Genomic DNA, 21,018 nt, shown 5'->3' with positions numbered 1-21,018 from the left:
CTTTATATATATAATGTTTTCCTCTTCTATTTAGTAGGAATCAGGTAATGTTTTCTTTCCAAGTCGAAATCCAGCATCAATTGGTCGAACACCAGTTCTTCGTCGAGCGCATAGATGCGGATCGTGTGTTCGCCCGGTTCCGGGATATGGGCCTCTAAGATAGTCAAAGACTGGTTGCGTAAGGCATTCTCTGCCCATTTCTCAGACAAAAACTCTGCGTTGGAAGAGATGATCAGTGGTTTCTGCTTATCGATAACAACGGCGAAACGCATTTCCGTGTTGCCATGCACCGGATGCATTGGTATACGGCCGATCTTGATCTTTACGTCTCCACTATTTATCGTATTTACTTTATACTCCAGGTGAGGCTGCTTTACATGGATCTTTTTTGCCCTAGGTAGGCGCACTGACTTCCCGCTATGGCCGAGACTTTCGATGGTCTCTAGTTGGATATCGTTCACAAAATCGCAAGCTCTTAAGGCAATCATGCGATCGCCCTCCTGCGGCGTGCCTGCCGTTTCCACCAAAGGACGAACCGATGGTATATGGGGTGTTCTATTGTTTTGGAAAGCGCTGGCCGGTAGTTCCGGAAGGACTGGCTTTTGAAATACCGGCAAATCGCGCGGTTTCATATCCATCATCAAATCCCATTTGCCATTCAGCATATCTTTGTTATAGCAGTAATCCAAGGCGGCGATTTCGTTGTAGGCATCGGTAGCCAACCGGGCATAATAAGCCGCAAGCTCTACGTCCTGTTCGGCATAGAGGCGTGACTTCTGGGCATAAAGGATCTTGCGGTTCATCGCCGCACTGCCTAACACCGGATAATGAACCAATTGGTAATAGGCAGGTTTCAGTTCTTGCGGAATCTCTTTCTCGTAAACCCGGGTCGACAAACGCGCAATCTCTTCGTACGCCCCGATGCGTCGTTCCATCTCATCGCCAAAGGCAATGGGTGATAGTTCCGATTCTTTGACAGGCTGATTACTGCTTCCGTATCCTGTGGCTCGAAGCGCATAGTCTTCCACCCGGTTCCAGGCCATATGTTCCGGCTTGCGGTGTCCTGCCAGGAGGTAATAGTTTTCCAGAATCCGGTCGATATCGTCTGACGCGTTCCCGTTAAACGTATTCTTTATCCAGTTTTGTCGATGGGCGTGAATCGTGTTGCCGGAGAAAGAATCAATATTCCATGCCATATCTAAGAAGAACTCAGTCAGGTATTCATTCGGTTTGATATCCCCCACATTCAAGATCCAAAGGCGACGGGCACCGTTGTCCCAGGCGCGCTTCATCTCCGTATAGATCAGGCCGGGCTGGGTCGATCCGAGCCACAAATAGTCGTGCGGCTTGCCCCAATAGGAGACATGATAGTAGACCCCTCCGCCGCCGGAGCGTTTCTGCTCTTCGGGATTGCTCAGGCGCATGATGTACCCATGGTTGTCGTCACACCATACCAGTGTTACGTCTTCCGGCAGTTTGAGGCCGTTGTCGTATGCCTTTAATACCTCTTTATAGGGGACGAATATTTGGGGAATTGCCGATATGGCCTTATTCGGATTATGACGTTTGAGCATCGTGCGCTGCTCTTCAATTACTTTGTGTAATACTTCTGTTTCATCATCCAGGCTGTTCACCCCCTGCATACGTCCGTCATGGATGCCTCGCATGCCGATCGTATAGATGTTTTCCGTCTGTGTCAGCTGCTTTACGCGTTCTTCCCAGTAGGAGAGGACCTGTTCTTTGTTTGCCAGGAAGTTGAATGCTCCCCGTTCCTGATTGTTCCACTCGCCGGTATTGGTGCGCATCATCGGTTCGGCATGGGAGGTACTTAACACAATACCGTATTTCTCTGCCGCCTCCTTATTGCCATCTACAAAAAAGAAAGGAATCGTACATTCGTGCATTGCCGGCCAGATCGTATTGGCCCGCAGGCGAAGCAGGAGTTCGAATATCTTTGCATAGGTCTTGGGGCCAATGGCACCCTTTCGGGGAGTAGGTTCGAAGGTGCGTGTACCCCAGGGCATCAAAGCCCAGTCTTCATCGTTGAGGAAGATACCCCGGTATTGAACCGAAGGAGCGTATACTTTGTTGTCGGCTGTAAACGTTACATCGCTCTTTTTTTTCGGCACCACATCGGCCCACCATACCCACGGGGTGACGCCTATCCGGCGGGAGAGTTCGAGCAAACCATAAGCCGTTCCCCGGGCATCACTGCCGATCACAAACAGATAATTCTTTCCGTTTGCCTCTATAGTAGTGATTTTATAGGCTTCCCATTGGCCGGAGACGTCTTTGTAATCAATCTTATAGCGTTCCAATAACTCGCGGAACTGTGCGTCCTGTTCGGGTATACCGACAACGATCGTTTGATCTTCCACTTGATCTGTCAGGGAAAAAGGCTGTTTACACACCAGCTTGGAGTCACTCAAAAGCATGTCAATGGCGGTTTTGACCACCTGTTCGCTACCGGTATAATAGACTTTAGCCCCCGTGTTGTTTTTGATCAGGGGAAAATTGTTCGCGGAGAGACTATTTTGCAAAGCAATAAAGAGAAAGCAGATTCCTACTATTTTTTTCATGCGGATTAAATTTATGTTATAGAAATAAGACGGATCAGTCGAAGAAAACCACATCGCTAATCGTCACAAAGCAGTCGCTGCTTCCAAACCGATCGCCGTTTTTCTTAAACCATTCCGGAATGATGCCCGTTATCTCTACGCGTGCCGTGTATTTCCCTTCAGGGAGTTGCGGACTCATAAAGCGTATGGCCTGGTCACTTACTTTGCTGTAAAAATCAACTAATGAGGCATGAACCGTTTGCCCTTTTTCATCCAGTATATATACTTTCGCATATCCTCCTGTTGGATTCGATTCTCCAACAAGCGCAAACCGTCTCCCCTTGAATGATACCTCCAGGTAGCTGTCTTTTACATTTGAAGCAACTTGCTTTTCATTCACTCTCCAGTCTTCCTTCCGGGCAAAAACATATTTCTTTTTATCTATTTTCTTTCCTCCGATTAACGGATCAACCTTTTGAAGCGATTGGAAGTCCCAGGCCTCCCAATATGCAGGAATAGACAGTGTATGCCCTTCGGCCTGCATAGGCATCCATACCTGGGTGGCGGCATCCGACTGATTGGGGAACGACCAGCGGTCGCCCATATACATGTGGATAGTATCATTCCCGCGAACAACCGGTAATACGAAAGAGCATTGCGAGTTGTGCGTCAATGTGCCTTCCGGGCAAAACAATCCTTGCAATGTCCAGGGACCCTCCATCTGGGTGGCTGTGTGATATTTGTTGTCGTTTCGTTCCCAGCTGGTCAGGTTGGAGGAGAGTAAATAATAGATGCCTCCTTTTTTTAGTATAGTAGGTGATTCACCTGCTTCTTTAATATCTTTTGCCGCGATTGCTGCTGCAGAACGATAATCGTCGCTCAATCGATATATGATGCCGTGGTGGATAAGCAGATAGCCCGTACCGTCTGTATCCTGGAACGTGCCCATATCCCAACGGCGGATGGGCTCGCCTTCATGCAGAAGAGGACCGTGGAAGGTGTATTCCCCGTTGATTGTCGGGCTGGTGGCGTAGCCTATATGCGGATCTGTGTATTTCATATCATCACAATGCATATACATGACGTATTCACCGGTCGTCGGGCATTTCATTACTTTCACCCGTTCGCCGATCCGTTGAGGGCCGAGTAAGCCGTCGGGTTGAACGCCCAACGCGACCCTTTCAAATGTCCAATGAACCAGATCATCCGACGAATAACAGCTAAAGCCAAAGAAGGCGTTTACGCCATTCGATTTGTATTCTCCAAACAGGTAATAACGCCCGTTGTCTTCAACAAGGCAAGCTCCATGCGCGTTCACTATATTTCCCCGATCGTCAAACCAGGGAATGCCGTTATGTATGGCATTTGCCTGTTTTTGACAGGAGGTGAATGCAAAGAGTAAAAACAGACTGATAATAGGAAAAAGAGGATGTTTCATGGCTATTAAATAAAGATGAGCTACAAAAGTAATAGGGATCAAAAGAATAAACGATGAGAAATGATGCAAAAAAGATGGTAAATCGTTCATGAACGATTTACCATTTATCTTTTTCTATGTTACCTGTTCTTTTTTAACGAGCCACCCCTTCCGTTGTCATAATGATACGCTTCAAGGATCCGTCGGCATTATGGTGCAGTCGGTCGATACATATCGAACGGCTATAACTGCCTCCGTTATCATTGATGGCTCCGTTGTGGTAGATGAAATACCATTCACCTTTAAATTCAACGATCGCCTGATGATTGGTGTTGCTGTTGCCGGCTATCTCATTGAGGATACCTCTGTATGTATAAGGCCCTTCGATACGATCGGCTGTGGCATAAGCTATCTTTTCCGGAAACTCGGTGGCATAGCTCAGGTAGTATTTTCCATTGTATTTATGGATCCATGGAGCTTCCGTAAAGCGGAAGTCTTCGAAATCAATCTGTTTCACATCCCCATCGATCTCAATCATATTCTCTTTTAGCTTGGCATAGTAACATTGTCCATTGCCCCAGAATATCCAGGCCTGCCCATCGTCGTCAATGAAAATAGCCGGATCGATGCAGGCCCACGCATGTCGGGAGGCGAAGCAATCTTCGTTGGTCAGAAGCGGTTTTCCCAAGGCATCTTTGAAAGGACCTTCCGGACGATCGGATACAGCAACGCCGATGCCCGACCAGTTGGTGCTGATATACCAATAGTATTTCCCGTTGCGTTCTACGGTATGAGCCGCATAGGCATCGCCGCTCTTCGCCCAGGAGAAATCGGTTATTTTCATAGGAACAGGATATTCCGTCCAGTGCTGCATATCGGTAGTGGAAAAGATCAACCAGTCTTTCATCCGATAGCCTCTTTGTCCACCGGCAAAATCATGCCCGGCATAAAGCCAGAGCGTATCGCCCATAACCATAGCAGCCGGATCAGCCGTGTAATGATGGGTCAACAGAGGATTTCCCTTGTTGGTGAAATGATAAAGATCACCTTGCTCTACGGGTTGCAATAGGCTTCCCGGCACACCGCCCCATTTTTCATGCAAACGACGCGCCTCTTTCCGGCTGATACTGATCACACTACCATGACGAGGGTGGAAGTTCTTGGTAAACGATTCCGTCTGCTGTGTGAAGTTGAATAAATCAGTGGAGCGTTGGAACTCATATCGTCCATTGGCATATAGGTCGTACATCAATACATATTCTTCCGAGTTGTTCAGTTTGAAAACGCTGGATCCCTCTACGACTGTTGTAGAGTCGGCGTAAACATCCAGGTATTTGAAATCCTCTTTCCAGGGACCTTGCAGGGATTTGCTTGTGGCCTGCTGGATGCCGTTCTTGAATTCTCTCCCTTTTTCATCCTTCGTATTACCTTTGAAAAAGAAATGATACAGTCCGTCTTTATAGATAATATCACCATCGATACCACCGTACTTAGGGCTGAACATCAATTTCGGCTCCTTCTCAAACCCAGTGAAATCTTTGTTCGCATAGGCGGAGTAGAAATCGAGTTTGTTGTTGCCATGCAAACGAACGGTGAAATAAACCAAATACTTTTTTGCCTTGGGATCATAGATCGTCTGCGGTGCCCATACCCATTTGACATCTCCGAACTTCTTCGGGTATAGTTTGGCCAGGTCGATCACGCTATGACTCCAATCCAACAAATTGTCGGATTTCATCAGGATGATGCCCGGATTAGTATCCCAACCATTTTTTATGGTAAACATATCGGTGGCAACCATATAGAAAGACTTACCATCCTCTCCCCGGAGGATATGCGGATCGCGGATGCCGCCGGTTTGTGATATCTCGCTGGATGGAATAATTGGCCGATTCCCGTTTAGGGCAAACCAGTTGGTCGCATCCTGACTGACGGCGAAACGAAGTTGCTCCTGATCGGCCCCCTTCCCTTCAAAATAGGCAAAGAGGTAACCTTCCGGTTTGTTACCCGGTGTTTTCTCTTGAGCAAATGCTGGAAACAGAATAATAGCTGTCAAACAAAGGCATGAAATAATAATTCTTTTCATAATGCGGATAGTAATAATTTAATTAAGATAAGTAAGAATAAACACCATTCGTCGCAATGGATTTCAACAGCCGGTAAAGATAGGCAAAAAGTGGTGATTTCGATTTTTTTGTTTATACTTCGGTTTGCTTGCTAAATGAAACAAAGTTCTATCGCGGAATTGGAGCGCCCTCATAGTGGGCGCCCCAATTACTAAAGGTTGAATTTTTAGAAATACTTATTCAACAGTAATAAAGGTCAGCGAGTGAGGAGGAAGCGTGACCGCCCCATTCTTCACCTTAAAATTCTTCTTTTCGGGAACGACCCTGTTTTCTGCACCAATATCATTATAATCGTCCGGGCTTTTTCCGCTTAACACCTGTCCGCTCAATGTTTTGGGGGCTTTCTTTCCAAGGCCTTCAAAATCGAGTCTTAAGTCGATGTCGCGTTTGGGGTCTTTGTTGACAATCGCGTACACATATCGTTTGCCCGCTTCATCGGAGGTGAGGATTACATCCAATACATTTGTCGAATTGTTGCCGGAAGTGAGCTTTTCCACGGAGCTTTCCACAGGAACTATATATTCTTCCAACCAGTTGGCATACATATAGAGAGTGTGAAATGTGGTTCTCTTCAGGATACCTTCGGGATGCACGAAAATAGCACCGCGTGTATTGACTACCGGAGAGAAACAGGCTATTTCGACATAGTCGGCATTGCGCAGGCAGGAGTTCAGGAAGCAGGCCGAGAAGAGGGCGTCCGCCATGGTGTAGGTGGATTGAATGTCGTTCTTACGACGGGCCTCCAACTCAAATCCGCGTCGGAAATCGCCATGCCAGGGATGATGCCAGTTGCGCAGGTTCCATTCGTCGTAGGCAATTTTTATCCGGTCGGCAAACCCGGCCTCTTCCAATATCCTGATGGTTCTCTGAATATCTTCTTCCGGTCTCTCTGTCCGCATCATACACTCCAGGTAGGGAGATATGTTATTGACATGAAATGCCGGATCCCAATAACCATGCACCGAAATATAGTCCAGGTGTTGACCGGCAGCTTTCAGTAGCGGCATGGTCCAGTCTTTATTCGAAGTAGCCGCGGCAAAGAGTTTCAGATCCTTCGTCACACTGCGCATTAGCTTGGCCGACTCCCGAACCATCGGTCCCCATTCTTCAACGGTTCTGGCACCCAATTCGTGGCCACCCCAGTTTTCGTTGCCCACGCTCCAGTATTTCACATCGTAGGGTTCGGGGTGTCCGTTATTTGCCCGCATCCGTCCGAATTTGCCTACTGTCAGGTTGCAATATTCCACCCAGTCGCTCATCTCTTCGGGGGTGCCTGTCCCTGCGTTTGTGCAGATATAGGGCTCCGTGCCAACCTTCCGGCACCATTTGATGAACTCGTCTGTTCCGAATGTGTTGGGATCCTCCACCTGCCAGGTTTTGTCGTAAACAGGCGTCCGTTCTGGCCCGACTCCGTCCAGCCAGTGATAAGTGGAGACAAAACATCCGCCCGGCCAGCGGATGATGGGCATTTTCAATTCTTTCAATGCATCCATCACATCGATCCGGAAGCCATCCTCATCGGAAAACCTGGATCCGGGATCGTAAATGCCTCCATAGATCTGATTGTCGAAGTGTTCGATGAACTGTCCGAAAATCATCGGATTGTATTTGATCTTTTCACGATTTTCCAGGCGTGATACGCGGTTGCTTACTGTTTCTGTTGCTTGTTGTTTTTTATTACCGGCAAACACGAATGAGCTGCCAGCCATGAGAAAAATAAAGAATAAGAGATTGATTTTTTTAAATCTGATCATTTTATTTACTGTTTATTGTTGGAATCTTTTATTATTTCACCCTTTTGCCCCAGAAAGAACGTCCATTTTGGTCAAGCCCGGTGAAGAGAATGGTTTCAGATTCATTCTCCCAGTCTTGTCCGGCAAAGACGAATAGTTCGCTGAACAGGTTTTCGCCCTGTTCGATCCGGAGGGTTTGTTTCGCTTCTGTGAACTGCCATTCGCCTCCCTCTTTCAGCTGATTGGCCTCTTCTATAGTGAGGATGAAAGAGGTGTTCCATTCTTCGTTCGCTAATTGGTCTTCCCCCCACAGGATTTGTCCGGCTTCGAGCTGACGTTCATGCAAAGGCTCTATGATATGTATCACCTCCCATTCACCGATCAGGTCTTTTTCCCGCAATGATCGGGAAGGGGTGGCGGCATATCTCTCCGGAGAGACGACCGGCCAGCCGTCGGAATTGAAGAAAACCTCCCGGGCATGAAGCACCATCTGCTGGTTCTGGGGTGAAAGGCGTCCCTGGTGGAACATGAAATAGCGTCCATTCTCCTCGACGACCCCACAATGTCCTGTGCCGGCCCATCCGGGATGGTTGTTAAAACGATACGGGGCGGTCAGTATAGGGAAGTTATTGATTGTATCACGCATATCCTTTCCATTGAAATCATAAAAGGGGCCGTCGGGCGTTTGGCTTCTTCCTACCCGTATGTTATAGGTGGTCATCAACGGGTCGTAAGAGACAAAGAGGAAATACTCTTTCAAATCGGGGTGATAGATGATCTCCGGAGCCTCCAGGTTGTCTTTCAGGAAGTTTGCTCTTCGGACTGTCAAGTGCCCCTGATCGCCTTCGACCTTTGTCAGGCCTGTTTCAGGATCGAGCTCCACACAGAACAATCCCCCGAAGTACGAGCCGTAATGCATCCACCATTTGCCTGTTTCTGCATCTACGATCACACTGGGATCGATGGCATTCTTTTCGCTATCCCAATTGGTCTTTACGACGCAGCCTTTCAGCGTCCATGGCCCTTCGGGAGAGTTCGACTCGGCAAGACCAATATAGGAATTGGGCAGGCCGAAAGCGGAAACACAATAATACAACCGATACACGTCATTGTATGGAATGATATAAGGTGCCCAGATATTGGTTGCTCCTTTTCCTCCCGAATTACCCTTCACCCATTCCGATGCTTCGGCCGGTATTTCCGGGAAAGCCCAGCCCAGGAAATCCCAATGAACCAGGTCTTTGGAACGGCGCATTTGTATATAGCCGATAGGGACTCCTTTCGCAATGGCTTCCTGTTTATTCTCTGCGTAAATGGCATCGGTGGAATACATATAATAGTAATCACCCAACTTTTTACATGCCGGGTCGTGTAGGTTGTATGTGCCCCACGACTGATAGTGCTCCATGCTGGAAATAGATTCGTAATTGTCCGGCCAAGGATTGGTTTTCGGTGTTGGAATCACCTCTTTCCCCTGGCAGGAAAAGAGGAACGACAGCGATAAAAACCAAATCAATAAATTGTATTTCATAATATAGTGGTGTTTCCTTACAGATAATATCTGTGTCATAAAAGAGATTTCCTTTTATTTGTTTGTTAAGTCATACTCATATAGTAGGATAGAATGAGGAGGCACCTCTACTTCCTGCTTGACTTTGCTGCGACTCACCTCAACCTCAACCTTGTTTGGCTGCTCCGGTGAGTTGTCGTCGGTCACGATGGTTGGTGCCAGTGAATAGAGCGTTGCCTCTTTGCCGATAGAACCGCCTTTGTAATGAAGCTTTATCTTCTGTTCGGTGTATGTCGGGTTGACAATGGAGACGGTAAGTTTCGTTTTGTCTTCATTGACGGTGGCTAACACATCCAAGGGATAAGTAGGGCTTCCGGATATCTCTTTCGGTATATCCACGCCAATGGTGCCGGTTAATTCGCGTTGAGGAGAGTTGCCTGTCAGGTTTACCATCCGCGTTCCGTGGTGTTCCAGAAACAGTTTAAACAGTAATCCATTCGTACTGATTACGGCATCTACGTCATTGTATCTGTATAAACCGTTAAACCCGGTATAGGCGCCCATCATAATAAGATCGGCATGGCGCATAAATTCATGCAAGGCAGCAGCAACTCCAATGGTTGTTTTGAGGCCACGTCCTTCGCCGGCTACCCATTCGTCGACCCAGAAAGGTGTTGGTTTCTCTCTGACTTCCGGTATGCGTTTCTGGTATTCTTCCATGGATTCGATCATGCCTTTGATGCGGTTAGGCGTACGGCGTACGAGATCGACCAGTGTGTCGCGAACGGCAACCCAGTCTTGTTTCTCCTGATCGAAATAACCATTGAAATAGGTGTAAATATGTTCAGCCATATAGTCTATGTTTTCAAGACTGTTTGTTAGCAACATCCCGGTCCAGTCATCCTGACTCAGGTATTCGATAGGCAGTTTCATCTGAAGAGGTTTGCGGTGATGGCGGGCTGTTGTGCCGGTTTCATAGATGGTTGCTCCGGAGGCAATCAGTTTGATGTTGGGATCTTTTGCGCGCATTTCTTCCGCAAAGAAATTGTGTTTCAATGTATAATGCCAGCTCGACATATAACCGATCTGCCATTCCCCATACATTTCATTGCCGATTCCCCAGTATTTCACCTGATAAGGTTCGGGATGTCCGTTGGCTGAACGCCACATTCCCATTGGTGTGTCTTTATCTCCATTTACATATTCCACCCATTGGGCAGCCGAATAGGCATCTCCCAATCCGCTGTTGACCACAAGATAGGGCTCGGTGTCGATCAAATCGCATAAAGTCAGGAACTCATCCGTTCCTACATCATTCGATTCTACGGTGAACCAGGCATAGTCATACCTGGGCGGACGGCGGTCGATGTCGCCAATACCGTGGCGCCAATCGTAATTAGCTAAGAAATTGCCTCCCGGCCAGCGGTAGATGGTAGCACCTACCGATTTGAGTATTTCAACAATGTCTTTTCTGAATCCATGCAGGTTATCATCAGGCATTAACGACACAGCGCCAATATTAAAGCTACCTGTTCCTTCGCCTGTTATTTCGATGTATCCTTCATTCGTGTCTCCTTTGGGATAAAAATGGAATGGGAACTTTTTGTAGTCCTTACTAAGCCTGTCGATCACAATACTTTCTCGCTCATTGGCTTTCGTTCCCCATACAAGGCTGACGGTGACTTTAACCTGCGGGTCTCCGCTTAACACAATCCGTCCTTCGTAGCCTTTCCCCTGGCGTAGCCACAATCCCTTTTGCTGAATGCCATTCGGGATGCCGCCGTTTAGTGTGATCTTGGGCGATTGTTTGCCGACATACACATTGTCTTTATCCATCGTAACGCCGGAGGCTGCTCCGACAGGTCGCCAACGTAGCTGATGCCGCCGGGTGTTTCGGGGTTCCAACGTTTCCGAATTGTCGACTGCATAAAAGAATTTACGGTCGCTTAGCATTTCGGCCCAGATACCATTCTCGAACATATTATGAAGAAGCTCGGTAAACATACCGTACATAAAAGGGTGGATGGGAGCGTTTGTCTGTTCGAGATGAACCGTTGCCTCTATATCCTTGGCTGGTGTTGCCTGGCCAAACATACTAACATGAACAGCCAGAAGGGCTATTGATACGAAAGCGTACCTGATCTTTTCCCTAAAAGGATAACAAAATTGTGTATTCATGATAATTGTGTTTTAAGAATCGATGAGCAAAGAAGAATATAATAGCTTGTAGGAGGGGGGATTATCGAATAAAAAAGGAGGACAAACAGATAAAGGGAACTAATTGTTTTTGAGGATAATTTGTACTCTGAAATAGAAGCTATATTTTTGCTTGACAAAAAGTAATCGCCATGAGACCACATTCCTACATAGTCATACTATTTTGTATCCTTTTTTCTTGTCCGACGACCCGTGCGCAGGAGTCTTTTACTTCGCGTAATAATTTTACTTATATAACTATGGAAGACGGACTCCTCCATGATTTCATCGATTACATATATAAAGACAGCCGCGGTTTTCTTTGGCTGGCAACACGGGGAGGTGGCATTTCGCGGTATGATGGTTACGAGTTTATACATTATACAATCCATACGCCTGATGGGAAAGTAAGGAGCAATTTTATTACAGGTTGTTGTGAAGATGCTTTCGGACGCTTGTGGATTGCCTCGACGGAAGGGATTGATGTGCTCGATTTGTCTACCGACAAAATGGTTACACTTGCTGAACCACAAGACCCCGCTGCTGCTGTTTTTCAACAATCCGTTTCGTATGTCACAAAAGATAATAAAGGCAATATCTGGATTGCTTGTGACGGAACCATCTACAAGATAACGTTTGACGCAAACGGTGGTTTGCAAAAATGTTATTCGCTTGAAACCGGCTTTTCAGATTATCCTGTGGTCATAAACGATATGGATGGCGATGGCAATGTGTGGCTTGCTGTGGGACATAAGGTTAGTAAAGTGTTTACCCGCCAGGATGAGTTGCATCCAACCACCATAAGTCCCCAGCTTGAGTTTAATGAAAGCATCAGGATCAGCTCGCTTTGCCGGAAAGAAAATGAGATCTGGATTGGAACAAACCTGGAACTGATACGCTATGACAGAAATCGGGAAAGCCTTAAGTCATACTACTCGAATGGAACTCAAAGGGGATTAACACAGACTTTCATCACAGACCTGGCGCTGAATAGAGAAAACCAGTTATTGGTAAGCACCTATCGGGGATTCAATGTCTATAATCCGATTACCGATGACTTTGAACAAATCATGCTGGATACCGAAAGTCCGGAGAAAGGATTGAACTCGAACTTCATTAATTGCATGATGGCAGACGGTGATATCGTATGGATTGGTACGGAGTCGGGTGGATTGAATAAAATAACGCCCAAGAGTTTGTCGATAAAAAACTATGTCTATGAGAAGTATGATCCGCACAGTTTATCGCCTAATCCGGTAAATGCGATATATGAAGATGAAAAGGAGACCTTGTGGGTTGGTACGGTCGAAGGCGGTATAAACCGGAAAGAAAAGGGAAGCGAACGTTTTATTCATTATACAACAGCGAACAGTGGCTTGAGCCATAATTCCGTAAGCGAAATCGTTAAAGACAACCGAAACCAGCTTTGGGTTGGCACCTGGGGAGGAGGAATCACCGTTTTCGACCCGGAACGTCCTGGAATGCCCGCGGTTAAGTATTTTGCTCCCTGGCATAATCCGGGGTTTCATCTTGGCTTCGTTGCTTCGTTATGTTATGATCCTATCAACGACCTTATGTGGATTGGCGCAGACGAGGGGCTTTACTATTATGATTTCAAGACAGACCGGTTGTATAATCCCTTTTATGACGAACAATTATCGGATCAGATACACTGTGTATCAGGCGTGATTATCGACCCAAACGGCCTGTTGTGGATGGGAACAATGTATGGTGTTTTTGTTTTTGACCTACATTCACGAAAGAATGATAAATTCCGGCATTCCCATCTGAAATACAAACTGGACGACCCGACCTCCCGGTTGAGGGAATATATTTGTTACCTGTTTCTGGCCTCTGATAATACCTTGTGGTTGGGAAGCAATGGCAATGGTCTGTTTAAGCATATTCCTAATGAAGACGGAACCATAGGCCATTTTATTAATTACAATAATCACCATGGACTGATAAGTAATAATGTCCGGGGGATTTTGGAAGATGATCGTAAGCGCCTATGGATAAATACCAATTACGGGATATCCTGTTTTGATCTTGCGGCGAATAGTTTTACAAATTACACAAGCAACAATGGCTTGATGGATAATAAGTTTTACTGGAATGGTGCTTTAGCCTCTCAAAGCGGTATGCTTTATTTTGGTGGCATAAAAGGTTTGGCAGCGATCGATCCCAAAACACAGACTTTAAGAACGCATAATACGAAAGTGACCCTGACCGAATTGAGCGTTATGAACCAGCGTATAAAACCCGGAAAGAAATATATCGACAGGGATATCTCTACCGTAAAAGCCATACACCTGCATGAAAGTGATAAGTCTTTCTCGTTAGAATTTGCGGCATTAAACTTCGATTCGCCGGTAACAGCCCGTTATAGTTACCGCTTAGTCGGATTTGATCCGCATTGGATCGAGGTGCCTGCCGACCGCCGTTTTGCCAATTATACGAATTTGCCTGCCGGAGATTATGTTTTTGAGGTGAAATACTCGATTGATGACGAAGAAGTAGACCCCCCCGTAACCAAAGTCCAGGTGATCGTTACCCCCTTTTTCTATAAAACCCCCTGGTTTATATCCCTTTTGATGATAAGTGTGATATGCCTGATTGTGTATATCTATATACGACGTATTGATATACTGCAAAAACAAAAACAGCACTTGCACAAAATTGTAGACGAAAGAACGCATGAACTCAGGGAACAGAAGCAGTTATTGGAAGTTCAGGCAGGCGAATTATCCCATCAAAACGAGATGCTGAAACATCAGAATGATGAAATTACGCGGCAGAAAACGCAACTGATTGAAATGTCCGAAAAGGTACAGGAGCTAACGGCCGATAAGATCTCTTTCTTCACAAGCATTACGCATGAATTCCGCACCCCCGTCACCCTGATTACAGGTCCCATCGAGCGTGCCCTTAAGCTGAGTCACAACCCCTTAGTGATCGAACAACTCAGCTTTGTCGAGCGCAATGCGAAATACCTGCTTTCATTAGTCAATCAAATAATGGATTTCCGCAAGGTGGAATCCGGCAAGTTGCAGATTGTGAAAACGAAAGGAAATTTCAGACACTTCATATCTACCCTTATTTCCCCGTTTGCCGTTTTGGCGGAAGGCAGGAAGATAACACTTAGGCAATATATGCGTATCGATACAGACGAAAGGGCGTTTGATCAGGATGCGATGCAAAAGGTCATCACCAATTTGTTGTCAAATGCGATCAAGTTCACACCGGATGGGGGCACCATATCGCTTTATGCGGCAATTTTGAACGATCGCTCAGGAAAGCGCCTGTATATAGCTGTCAGAGATAATGGCATTGGTATTCCGGAGGCGGATATTTCCAATATATTCGATCGCTTCTATCAGTCTAAAAACAAGGTGAAATTTCCGGTTTATGGACAAAGCGGCACAGGCATCGGACTCTATTTGTCAAAGAGTATTATTACACAAATGGGCGGAACTATTTCCGCTGCCAATAACAAAGGCGCGGGAAGCTCTTTCCGGGTAGTGATACCAATCGACGAGGCGTCTCCCGGACAACAGGAAATCGTCGCCGGGAAACCGCTGTTCCCGGAAGAAAAGGAGGATCAGCCTATCTCCTCTTTTATACCCGGGAAGCTGACCTTGTTGGTCGTAGAAGATAACCAGGATATGCGAAGCTTTATCCGTTCTATCCTGATAGAGCAGTATAATGTGATCGAAGCAGGGAATGGCGAAGAAGCACTCGAACTGTTGAAGGCAAACAATGTCGATTTCATCGTCAGCGACCTGATGATGCCAGTTATGGATGGGGTGGAACTCTCGCGGAGGGTGAAGAAAAACTTTACTACCTCTCATATTCCATTCTTGATGCTTACGGCTAAAACATCACAGGAATCCCGCATTGAAAGCTACAAGATGGGAGTTGACTCCTTCTTGTCAAAACCGTTTAACGACGAACTGTTATTAACCCGGATTAATAATATCCTTGAGAACAGAAGCCGCTACCATAGTCGGTTTGCCCAGAATATGGATGTGCGCGAACTGCAGATGGTCGAAGAATCGCGGGATGAGAAATTTATCAATAAAGCCCTTTCCGTCGTACAGGAAAACTATAAGAACCCATCATACGAATCAGCTGAGTTCGTTAAATCCATGGGAGTCAGTAAAAGTCTGTTGAATAAGAAACTGCAAACGTTGACGGGACAGTCGCTGGGACAATTCATCCGTAATTACCGGTTGAATGTTGCGCGTGAGTTGATCGAAGTAAACAGAATTACTAAGAAAATGAACATATCGGAAATAGCCTACGAGGTAGGATTCAATGACCCCAAATATTTTACCCGTTGCTTTGTTAAGCGTTTTAATGTAACCCCGACAGAGCTGATGGAACACACACGGGAAATAGACGATGAGTGACGGGGAACCGGCCATATGACCCCTTTTTTGAATTGTTTATAAAAGTTAAATTCACCCCTTTTCTTCGAAAACTCCAACTTACGATTTGTAATTTTTGCGGGACTTTGCGCGCAAAAAGGCGGGACTTTTTTGACAAACTCCCGGGGGAAACACTTTTTAACATACCGGATTGTAATTAAAAACGTCGTTTTGCTTAAAATCTTTCATTTTAACAATCGGAGATCGCTTAGCCGTAGGCGCAGAGCAAATAACATTCGCTTCCCGAAGGATCAGAAGCAATTGGGGAAATGTGGTAGGGGAGGAGGCCTTTCCGAAGCGTTTAGTGAGTAGATGTTGATTTGTGATTCGAATAAGCTAAAATGGGAAATTGCTCGATTATCCTCTTTGTAAATACAATAATCCTCCTCCTTTGAAAAGCGACCTCGTATGTTTGCAGTGTATAAATTACATTTATTTTTTTCAATAACCTAAAACAAAGTATTATTATGAAGACAAGAAGGTGGCCGTTGTTTGTATTGACAACGGTAATGACAGTTTTCTTTCTCTCCTCATGCCATAAGTGGGGAGAATGGGATCCCCCTTCCGGGAATCAAGTCTATCCCAAACTGCAACTATTAAGCAATCATGCATTTGACACGTTGGAGGATGTTGACGCTGAGCTGTTTGCTTATCCCGAAGGGAATGTTCCGGAAATCGTTTACGATGATTATCTTACCAATGTATTAAGTTTGGAAGGAGGATATATGCGTTTGGCCAGTCCTCTTCTCAATGCGAATCTTCAATTGGGAGGTTCTTTTACCTTTTGGTTGAATGTAGGTCGGGAGAATGAAAAGGGCACTTTGATCTCCTTGACAGGCGAAGACAATCAGTCCGCTTTGTCCATTAAAGGCAACGGAAGTATTGCTTTTCAATCCGCTGCCGGAAACTTCTCTTCTGATCCGGGTATTTCGGCGTTGTTGACGCCGGACGAATGGCATTACCTGGCGGTGATTGTCCATGTCGATGGGTATACAATCTATGTTGATGGCAAGGAGGCGACCGACTATGTATCGACCGACTTCGATTTCGTCAATGTAAAAGACTTTATGATGTCGTCTACTCATCTTTACCTGGGGTATGACAGTAGTACCCCTCCTGAAGCAATCAAATTGAAAGACTTAAAGGTTTACCGCAATAAAGTGACCGCGAAAGAGATAAACGTGCCGGTTGTGAAACCGCCGGTAAGCAGACCGCCTGTCTACATGAATACGTTTGATGATCTGGGTACGGCTACGATTATCGGAGGTGGTAGCCTCGTCACGGTGGATGATCCCGGATTCGGACAGGTATTTAAAAATGTAACAGGAGGCATGCGCCAGAATTATCTCTTGTTGCCATCGGGTGTATTATCTCACTCGACTGAAACCAAAGAAATGTCGATCAGTATGTGGGTGAATGCAAAAGAGGCGGGTGATTCCCCTGTTTATATGTGGTCGCCGCTATTGACAGCCTATAACAAAGCGCCGGAAGGTGGAAACGGAGCACCGATGTTTGCTTTGCAATACCGGGGCGTATTGATGATCAACAACAATGGATGGTGTGACTTCACGGATGCCCAGAATGTAGCCGGCGCAAATAAGGTTTTACATAATGCAACCGATTGGCTGGCCGACAAGAAATGGCACCATTATATAGCTACGATGACTGAAAAATCAGCTAAGGTGTATTTCGACGGAGTATTGATCAACGAATGGGAGATCAACGGCAATGCGGAAGGACAGAGCTTCGCCGGACTGTTTGAACACGGATCTGCCTATACCTATATCTGTTTGGGAGGAAACCAGGCTTGGACATGGGGTGACCCGGATCCCGGATTTATGTTTGACGATCTTGCTATTTATGATTTCGAGTTGACTCCAAATCAGATATCCAGTATTATAAAAAATAAATAAATCTACCATAAAGCTTATATAAATGGAAAATCACAGATTTAATCTAAGAAGGCTGGAGAAGATATTTCTCCGGTTATTTCTGATCGGATGCTTTATTTTATCTGCACAATTCACTTTTGCACAGACCAAGCAGATAAAAGGACGCATTGCGGATAATGCAGGTGTAGAAGTTATCGGAGCCAGTATACGGGAGAAAGGAACTCAGAACGGTACGGTGACGGATTATAATGGAGAGTTTTCGATTTCAGTGAATGAGAATGCCATACTGGAGATCAGCTATGTGGGCTATAAAGCGCAGGAAATAGAAACCAGAGGCAAAGACTTTCTTCATATCGAATTGCAAGAAGACTCGCAATTGCTGGAAGAGGTAGTTGTTGTCGGTTATGGTTCACAGAAGAAAGAAAGTGTGGTAGGTGCTATCTCACAAGTAAGTTCCAAAGAATTACTGAAATCACCGGCGGCCAATATCTCACAGGCCATTGCCGGTAAGATACCCGGTGTGATCACCTCGCAGGCTTCCGGTGCGCCGGGCGATGACGATGTGCAGATATTTATTCGTGGACGCGCTTCGTTTGCCGGTGATAACCAGCCTTTGATCCTTGTCGACGGGGTAGAGCGGCAGTATTCCCAGATTGCTCCGGATGATATTGAAACCATATCTGTATTGAAAGACGCCTCGGCGACAGCCGTTTATGGGGTGAGGGGTGCTAATGGGGTGATGCTGATCACGACCAAACGCGGGAAAGAGCAGAAACCGATCGTCAGCCTGACGGCCAACTGGCAGATGCAATCGCCCACACGCAATCCCAAATACTTAGATTCCTACAACTCGTTGGTATTGCTTGAAGAGGCGTTGGGCAACGATGGAATGCCTTCCCAGTATTCAGCCAATGATCTGGAGATGTACAGAAAAGCCTCTGCCGGACAACTCTCAGGGTTGGAGTCATTGCTGTATCCCGATGTAGACTGGTATGATTATGTATTACGCGGATCGGCTCCGGCACAACGCTATAATGTGAACATCCAGGGAGGTACCAAGCGTATGCGATATTTCGCCTCTGCCGAATACTACGGACAGGACGGGTTGTATAAGAACTTCAGTACCGATCCTTATGGCAATAAGTCGAATGCCAGTTACCGCCGTTACGCTTTCCGTGCCAATATGGACTTATTGTTGACAAACGATCTGACACTTTCGATCAACTTCGGCACACGTTTTGAAGAAAAACGGGGGCCGAATGCCAGCGATGGTGATGTGTTCTATGAATTGACCCGTACGCCGGGTTGGTTGTTCCCGGTTTCCTATACCGTAGGCGAAGGCGAAGACCAGAAAACATTGTATGGCGGAAGTTCACAATACCAGAATAATATTGTCGGACGCCTGGCAAAGGGTGGTTTTTACCGGGCTACCAATACCATTAACGAAACCAACTTTATTTTCGATTATAAGATGGATTGGCTCACGCCAGGCTTGAAAGCCAAAGCAATGCTTGCCTTTGACTATGATGCTTACTATAACCGGAGATTTACGGCTGATTTTGCTACCTATGAACTAAATGACCGCGATAATTACCAATCGATTGACGCATACAATAAGTTTAATACCGATACGGAGTTAGGCTATGCGGGGCATTCTCAAACAACCGTGTATAAGTTGTATATGGAAGCCCAATTGAATTATGCCCGCAAGTTTGATGTTCACGATGTGACCGGTATGTTGCTTTACAATCAGAACGACTATCGTTATCAGGCCAATCTGGCCGAACGTTACCAGGGCTTGGTTGGGCGTGTTACATACGGATATGATGATCGCTATCTGGCGGAGGTAAACTTCGGATATAACGGTTCGGAAAACTTTATGCGCGGCCGTCGTTTCGGTTTCTTCCCCTCTTTCTCTATTGGTTGGAGAATCAACAATGAGAAATTCATGGAGAAAACGAATGAATGGCTTGATAACCTGAAAATCCGTGCCTCTTATGGACAGGTAGGGAATGACGTCTATAAGGTGAACGGAGCAAAACAACGGTTCCTCTACCAAGAGGTATGGAGCCAGCTTGGTAATGCCTATTATTTCGGAGAAACCGGCACGACGGGTATATATGAAAGCCAGTATCCCAATTATTATGTGACCTGGGAAAGAGCGCACAAGTATAACTTAGGGCTTGAATTCGGTCTCTGGGGCGGTCTGTTGGATGGGAATCTTGATCTGTTTTACGAAAAGCGAAATGATATCCTGACGCCTTACCTGACCCGCCCACAATGGGTTGGTGTGAATATGGCTGCCGGAAACTTAGGTAAAACGAAGAACGCAGGTTATGAAATATCCTTAAAGCATAACAATCGTATTAGCAAGGATTTGAGCTATAATGTCGGTTTTAACTTCACTCATGCCCGCAATGAGATTCTGGAAATGGATGAGCCTGCTTCTAAAACAGCTTACCGCAAATCGGAAGGTCAGCCTATTTCGCAATACTTCGGACTGGTGAGCGAAGGCTATGTGACTTCTGAAGACCTGGCAAATCCTGATTTCCCAAAATCCACATTCGGAAACGTCAGGGTAGGAGACCTGAAATACCGGGATATGAATAAGGATGGCTTTATTGATGATAGAGACATTACCTTCATTGGATATAGCAATATACCGGAAAATACCTACTCCCTTTCTTTAGGACTTGATTACAAAGGTATCGGATTGAGTATGATGTTCCAGGGGGTAGACAAGGTGTCGCGCTATTATGATTCATTTGCCCAATTTGCCTTCTTCGATGGCGGGAAAGTAAAAGAACATCATTTAGACCGATGGGATCCGGCATTAAGTGAAGCAGAGAATTTGAAGTCGGCCAAGTATCCTTTGTTGCATTATGGATCGAATGGCGATCATAATCAACGACTCAACTCTTTTTTCCTGAAAAACGGTGCCTTCTTCCGATTGAAGAATATCGAGCTGAGTTATACGTTGCCTGAGCATTGGATTCGGGTAGTAGGAATGAGTGACTGTCGTATCTATATTAATGGAAACAACCTGATCACATGGGATAAACTCGATGGTTTGGTCGATCCTGAAAGCAATGGCTCTCATAAATATCCGATTATGAAAACCATAAACTTTGGAGCTAATATTAAATTCTAATACGA

General features: G+C 45.9%; 9 protein-coding genes. 3 read left to right on the top strand and 6 right to left on the bottom strand.

Annotation, left to right across the window (positions count from 1 at the left end):
• Positions 1–26 precede the first annotated feature (26 nt).
• The 6 genes from M2134_RS08010 to M2134_RS07985 all read right to left on the bottom strand — a co-directional run bounded on the left by M2134_RS08010 (position 27) and on the right by M2134_RS07985 (position 11,522).
• On the bottom strand, positions 27–2,579 hold the full coding sequence (locus tag M2134_RS08010; protein ID WP_280751793.1) for a glycosyl hydrolase 115 family protein: 2,553 nt from the start codon (positions 2,577–2,579) through the stop codon (positions 27–29).
• 34 nt (positions 2,580–2,613) lie between these two features.
• Positions 2,614–3,996: a family 43 glycosylhydrolase gene (locus M2134_RS08005; RefSeq protein ID WP_280751794.1), complete on the bottom strand. Its 1,383-nt coding sequence runs from the start codon at positions 3,994–3,996 to the stop codon at positions 2,614–2,616.
• Positions 3,997–4,129: 133 nt separating this feature from the next.
• Positions 4,130–6,061, bottom strand: coding sequence for a family 43 glycosylhydrolase (locus M2134_RS08000; RefSeq protein ID WP_280751795.1), 1,932 nt, complete (start codon positions 6,059–6,061; stop codon positions 4,130–4,132).
• Positions 6,062–6,277: 216 nt separating this feature from the next.
• Positions 6,278–7,855, bottom strand: a complete 1,578-nt coding sequence (locus M2134_RS07995) for an alpha-L-arabinofuranosidase C-terminal domain-containing protein (protein ID WP_280751796.1) — start codon at positions 7,853–7,855, stop codon at positions 6,278–6,280.
• A gap of 31 nt (positions 7,856–7,886) precedes the next feature.
• The gene (locus tag M2134_RS07990; RefSeq protein WP_280751797.1) at positions 7,887–9,365 is read right to left on the bottom strand and encodes an arabinan endo-1,5-alpha-L-arabinosidase; all 1,479 of its coding nucleotides are present in this window, start codon (positions 9,363–9,365) and stop codon (positions 7,887–7,889) included.
• 54 nt (positions 9,366–9,419) lie between these two features.
• Positions 9,420–11,522 carry an alpha-L-arabinofuranosidase C-terminal domain-containing protein gene (locus tag M2134_RS07985; RefSeq protein ID WP_280751798.1) on the bottom strand — a complete coding sequence of 701 codons (2,103 nt, stop codon included), beginning with the start codon at positions 11,520–11,522 and terminating at the stop codon, positions 9,420–9,422.
• 278 nt (positions 11,523–11,800) lie between these two features.
• On the opposite strand from M2134_RS07985, the gene M2134_RS07980 reads away from it, so the two are divergent.
• The 3 genes from M2134_RS07980 (at position 11,801) to M2134_RS07970 (ending at position 21,013) form a co-directional block, all read left to right on the top strand.
• The gene (locus tag M2134_RS07980; RefSeq protein WP_348525038.1) at positions 11,801–15,952 is read left to right on the top strand and encodes a two-component regulator propeller domain-containing protein; all 4,152 of its coding nucleotides are present in this window, start codon (positions 11,801–11,803) and stop codon (positions 15,950–15,952) included.
• A 485-nt stretch (positions 15,953–16,437) separates the two neighbouring features.
• Positions 16,438–17,883 (top strand): LamG-like jellyroll fold domain-containing protein, encoded by a 1,446-nt coding sequence (locus M2134_RS07975; protein ID WP_280751800.1) that lies wholly within the window; start codon positions 16,438–16,440, stop codon positions 17,881–17,883.
• A 22-nt stretch (positions 17,884–17,905) separates the two neighbouring features.
• Entirely contained in the window at positions 17,906–21,013 is a 3,108-nt protein-coding gene (locus M2134_RS07970; RefSeq protein ID WP_280751801.1) for a TonB-dependent receptor, read from the top strand.
• The last annotated feature ends 5 nt before the right edge of the window (positions 21,014–21,018 follow it).

The organism is Parabacteroides sp. PM6-13, assembly GCF_029892605.1.
GTDB lineage: Bacteria > Bacteroidota > Bacteroidia > Bacteroidales > Tannerellaceae > QVMG01.
The sequence above is the reverse complement of the archived record's forward strand: the minus strand, read 5'-3'. Positions and strand labels throughout refer to the sequence as shown.

Bases quoted from the DNA above. Each gene is read 5' to 3' on its own strand.
- M2134_RS07975 (WP_280751800.1), top strand. From the start codon at position 16,438: ATGAAGACAAGAAGGTGGCCGTTGTTTGTATTGACAACGGTAATGACA.
- M2134_RS07985 (WP_280751798.1), bottom strand. From the start codon at position 11,522: ATGAATACACAATTTTGTTATCCTTTTAGGGAAAAGATCAGGTACGCT.
- M2134_RS07995 (WP_280751796.1), bottom strand. From the start codon at position 7,855: ATGATCAGATTTAAAAAAATCAATCTCTTATTCTTTATTTTTCTCATG.
- M2134_RS07980 (WP_348525038.1), top strand. From the start codon at position 11,801: ATGGAAGACGGACTCCTCCATGATTTCATCGATTACATATATAAAGAC.
- M2134_RS08005 (WP_280751794.1), bottom strand. From the start codon at position 3,996: ATGAAACATCCTCTTTTTCCTATTATCAGTCTGTTTTTACTCTTTGCA.
- M2134_RS08010 (WP_280751793.1), bottom strand. From the start codon at position 2,579: ATGAAAAAAATAGTAGGAATCTGCTTTCTCTTTATTGCTTTGCAAAAT.
- M2134_RS08000 (WP_280751795.1), bottom strand. From the start codon at position 6,061: ATGAAAAGAATTATTATTTCATGCCTTTGTTTGACAGCTATTATTCTG.
- M2134_RS07970 (WP_280751801.1), top strand. From the start codon at position 17,906: ATGGAAAATCACAGATTTAATCTAAGAAGGCTGGAGAAGATATTTCTC.
- M2134_RS07990 (WP_280751797.1), bottom strand. From the start codon at position 9,365: ATGAAATACAATTTATTGATTTGGTTTTTATCGCTGTCGTTCCTCTTT.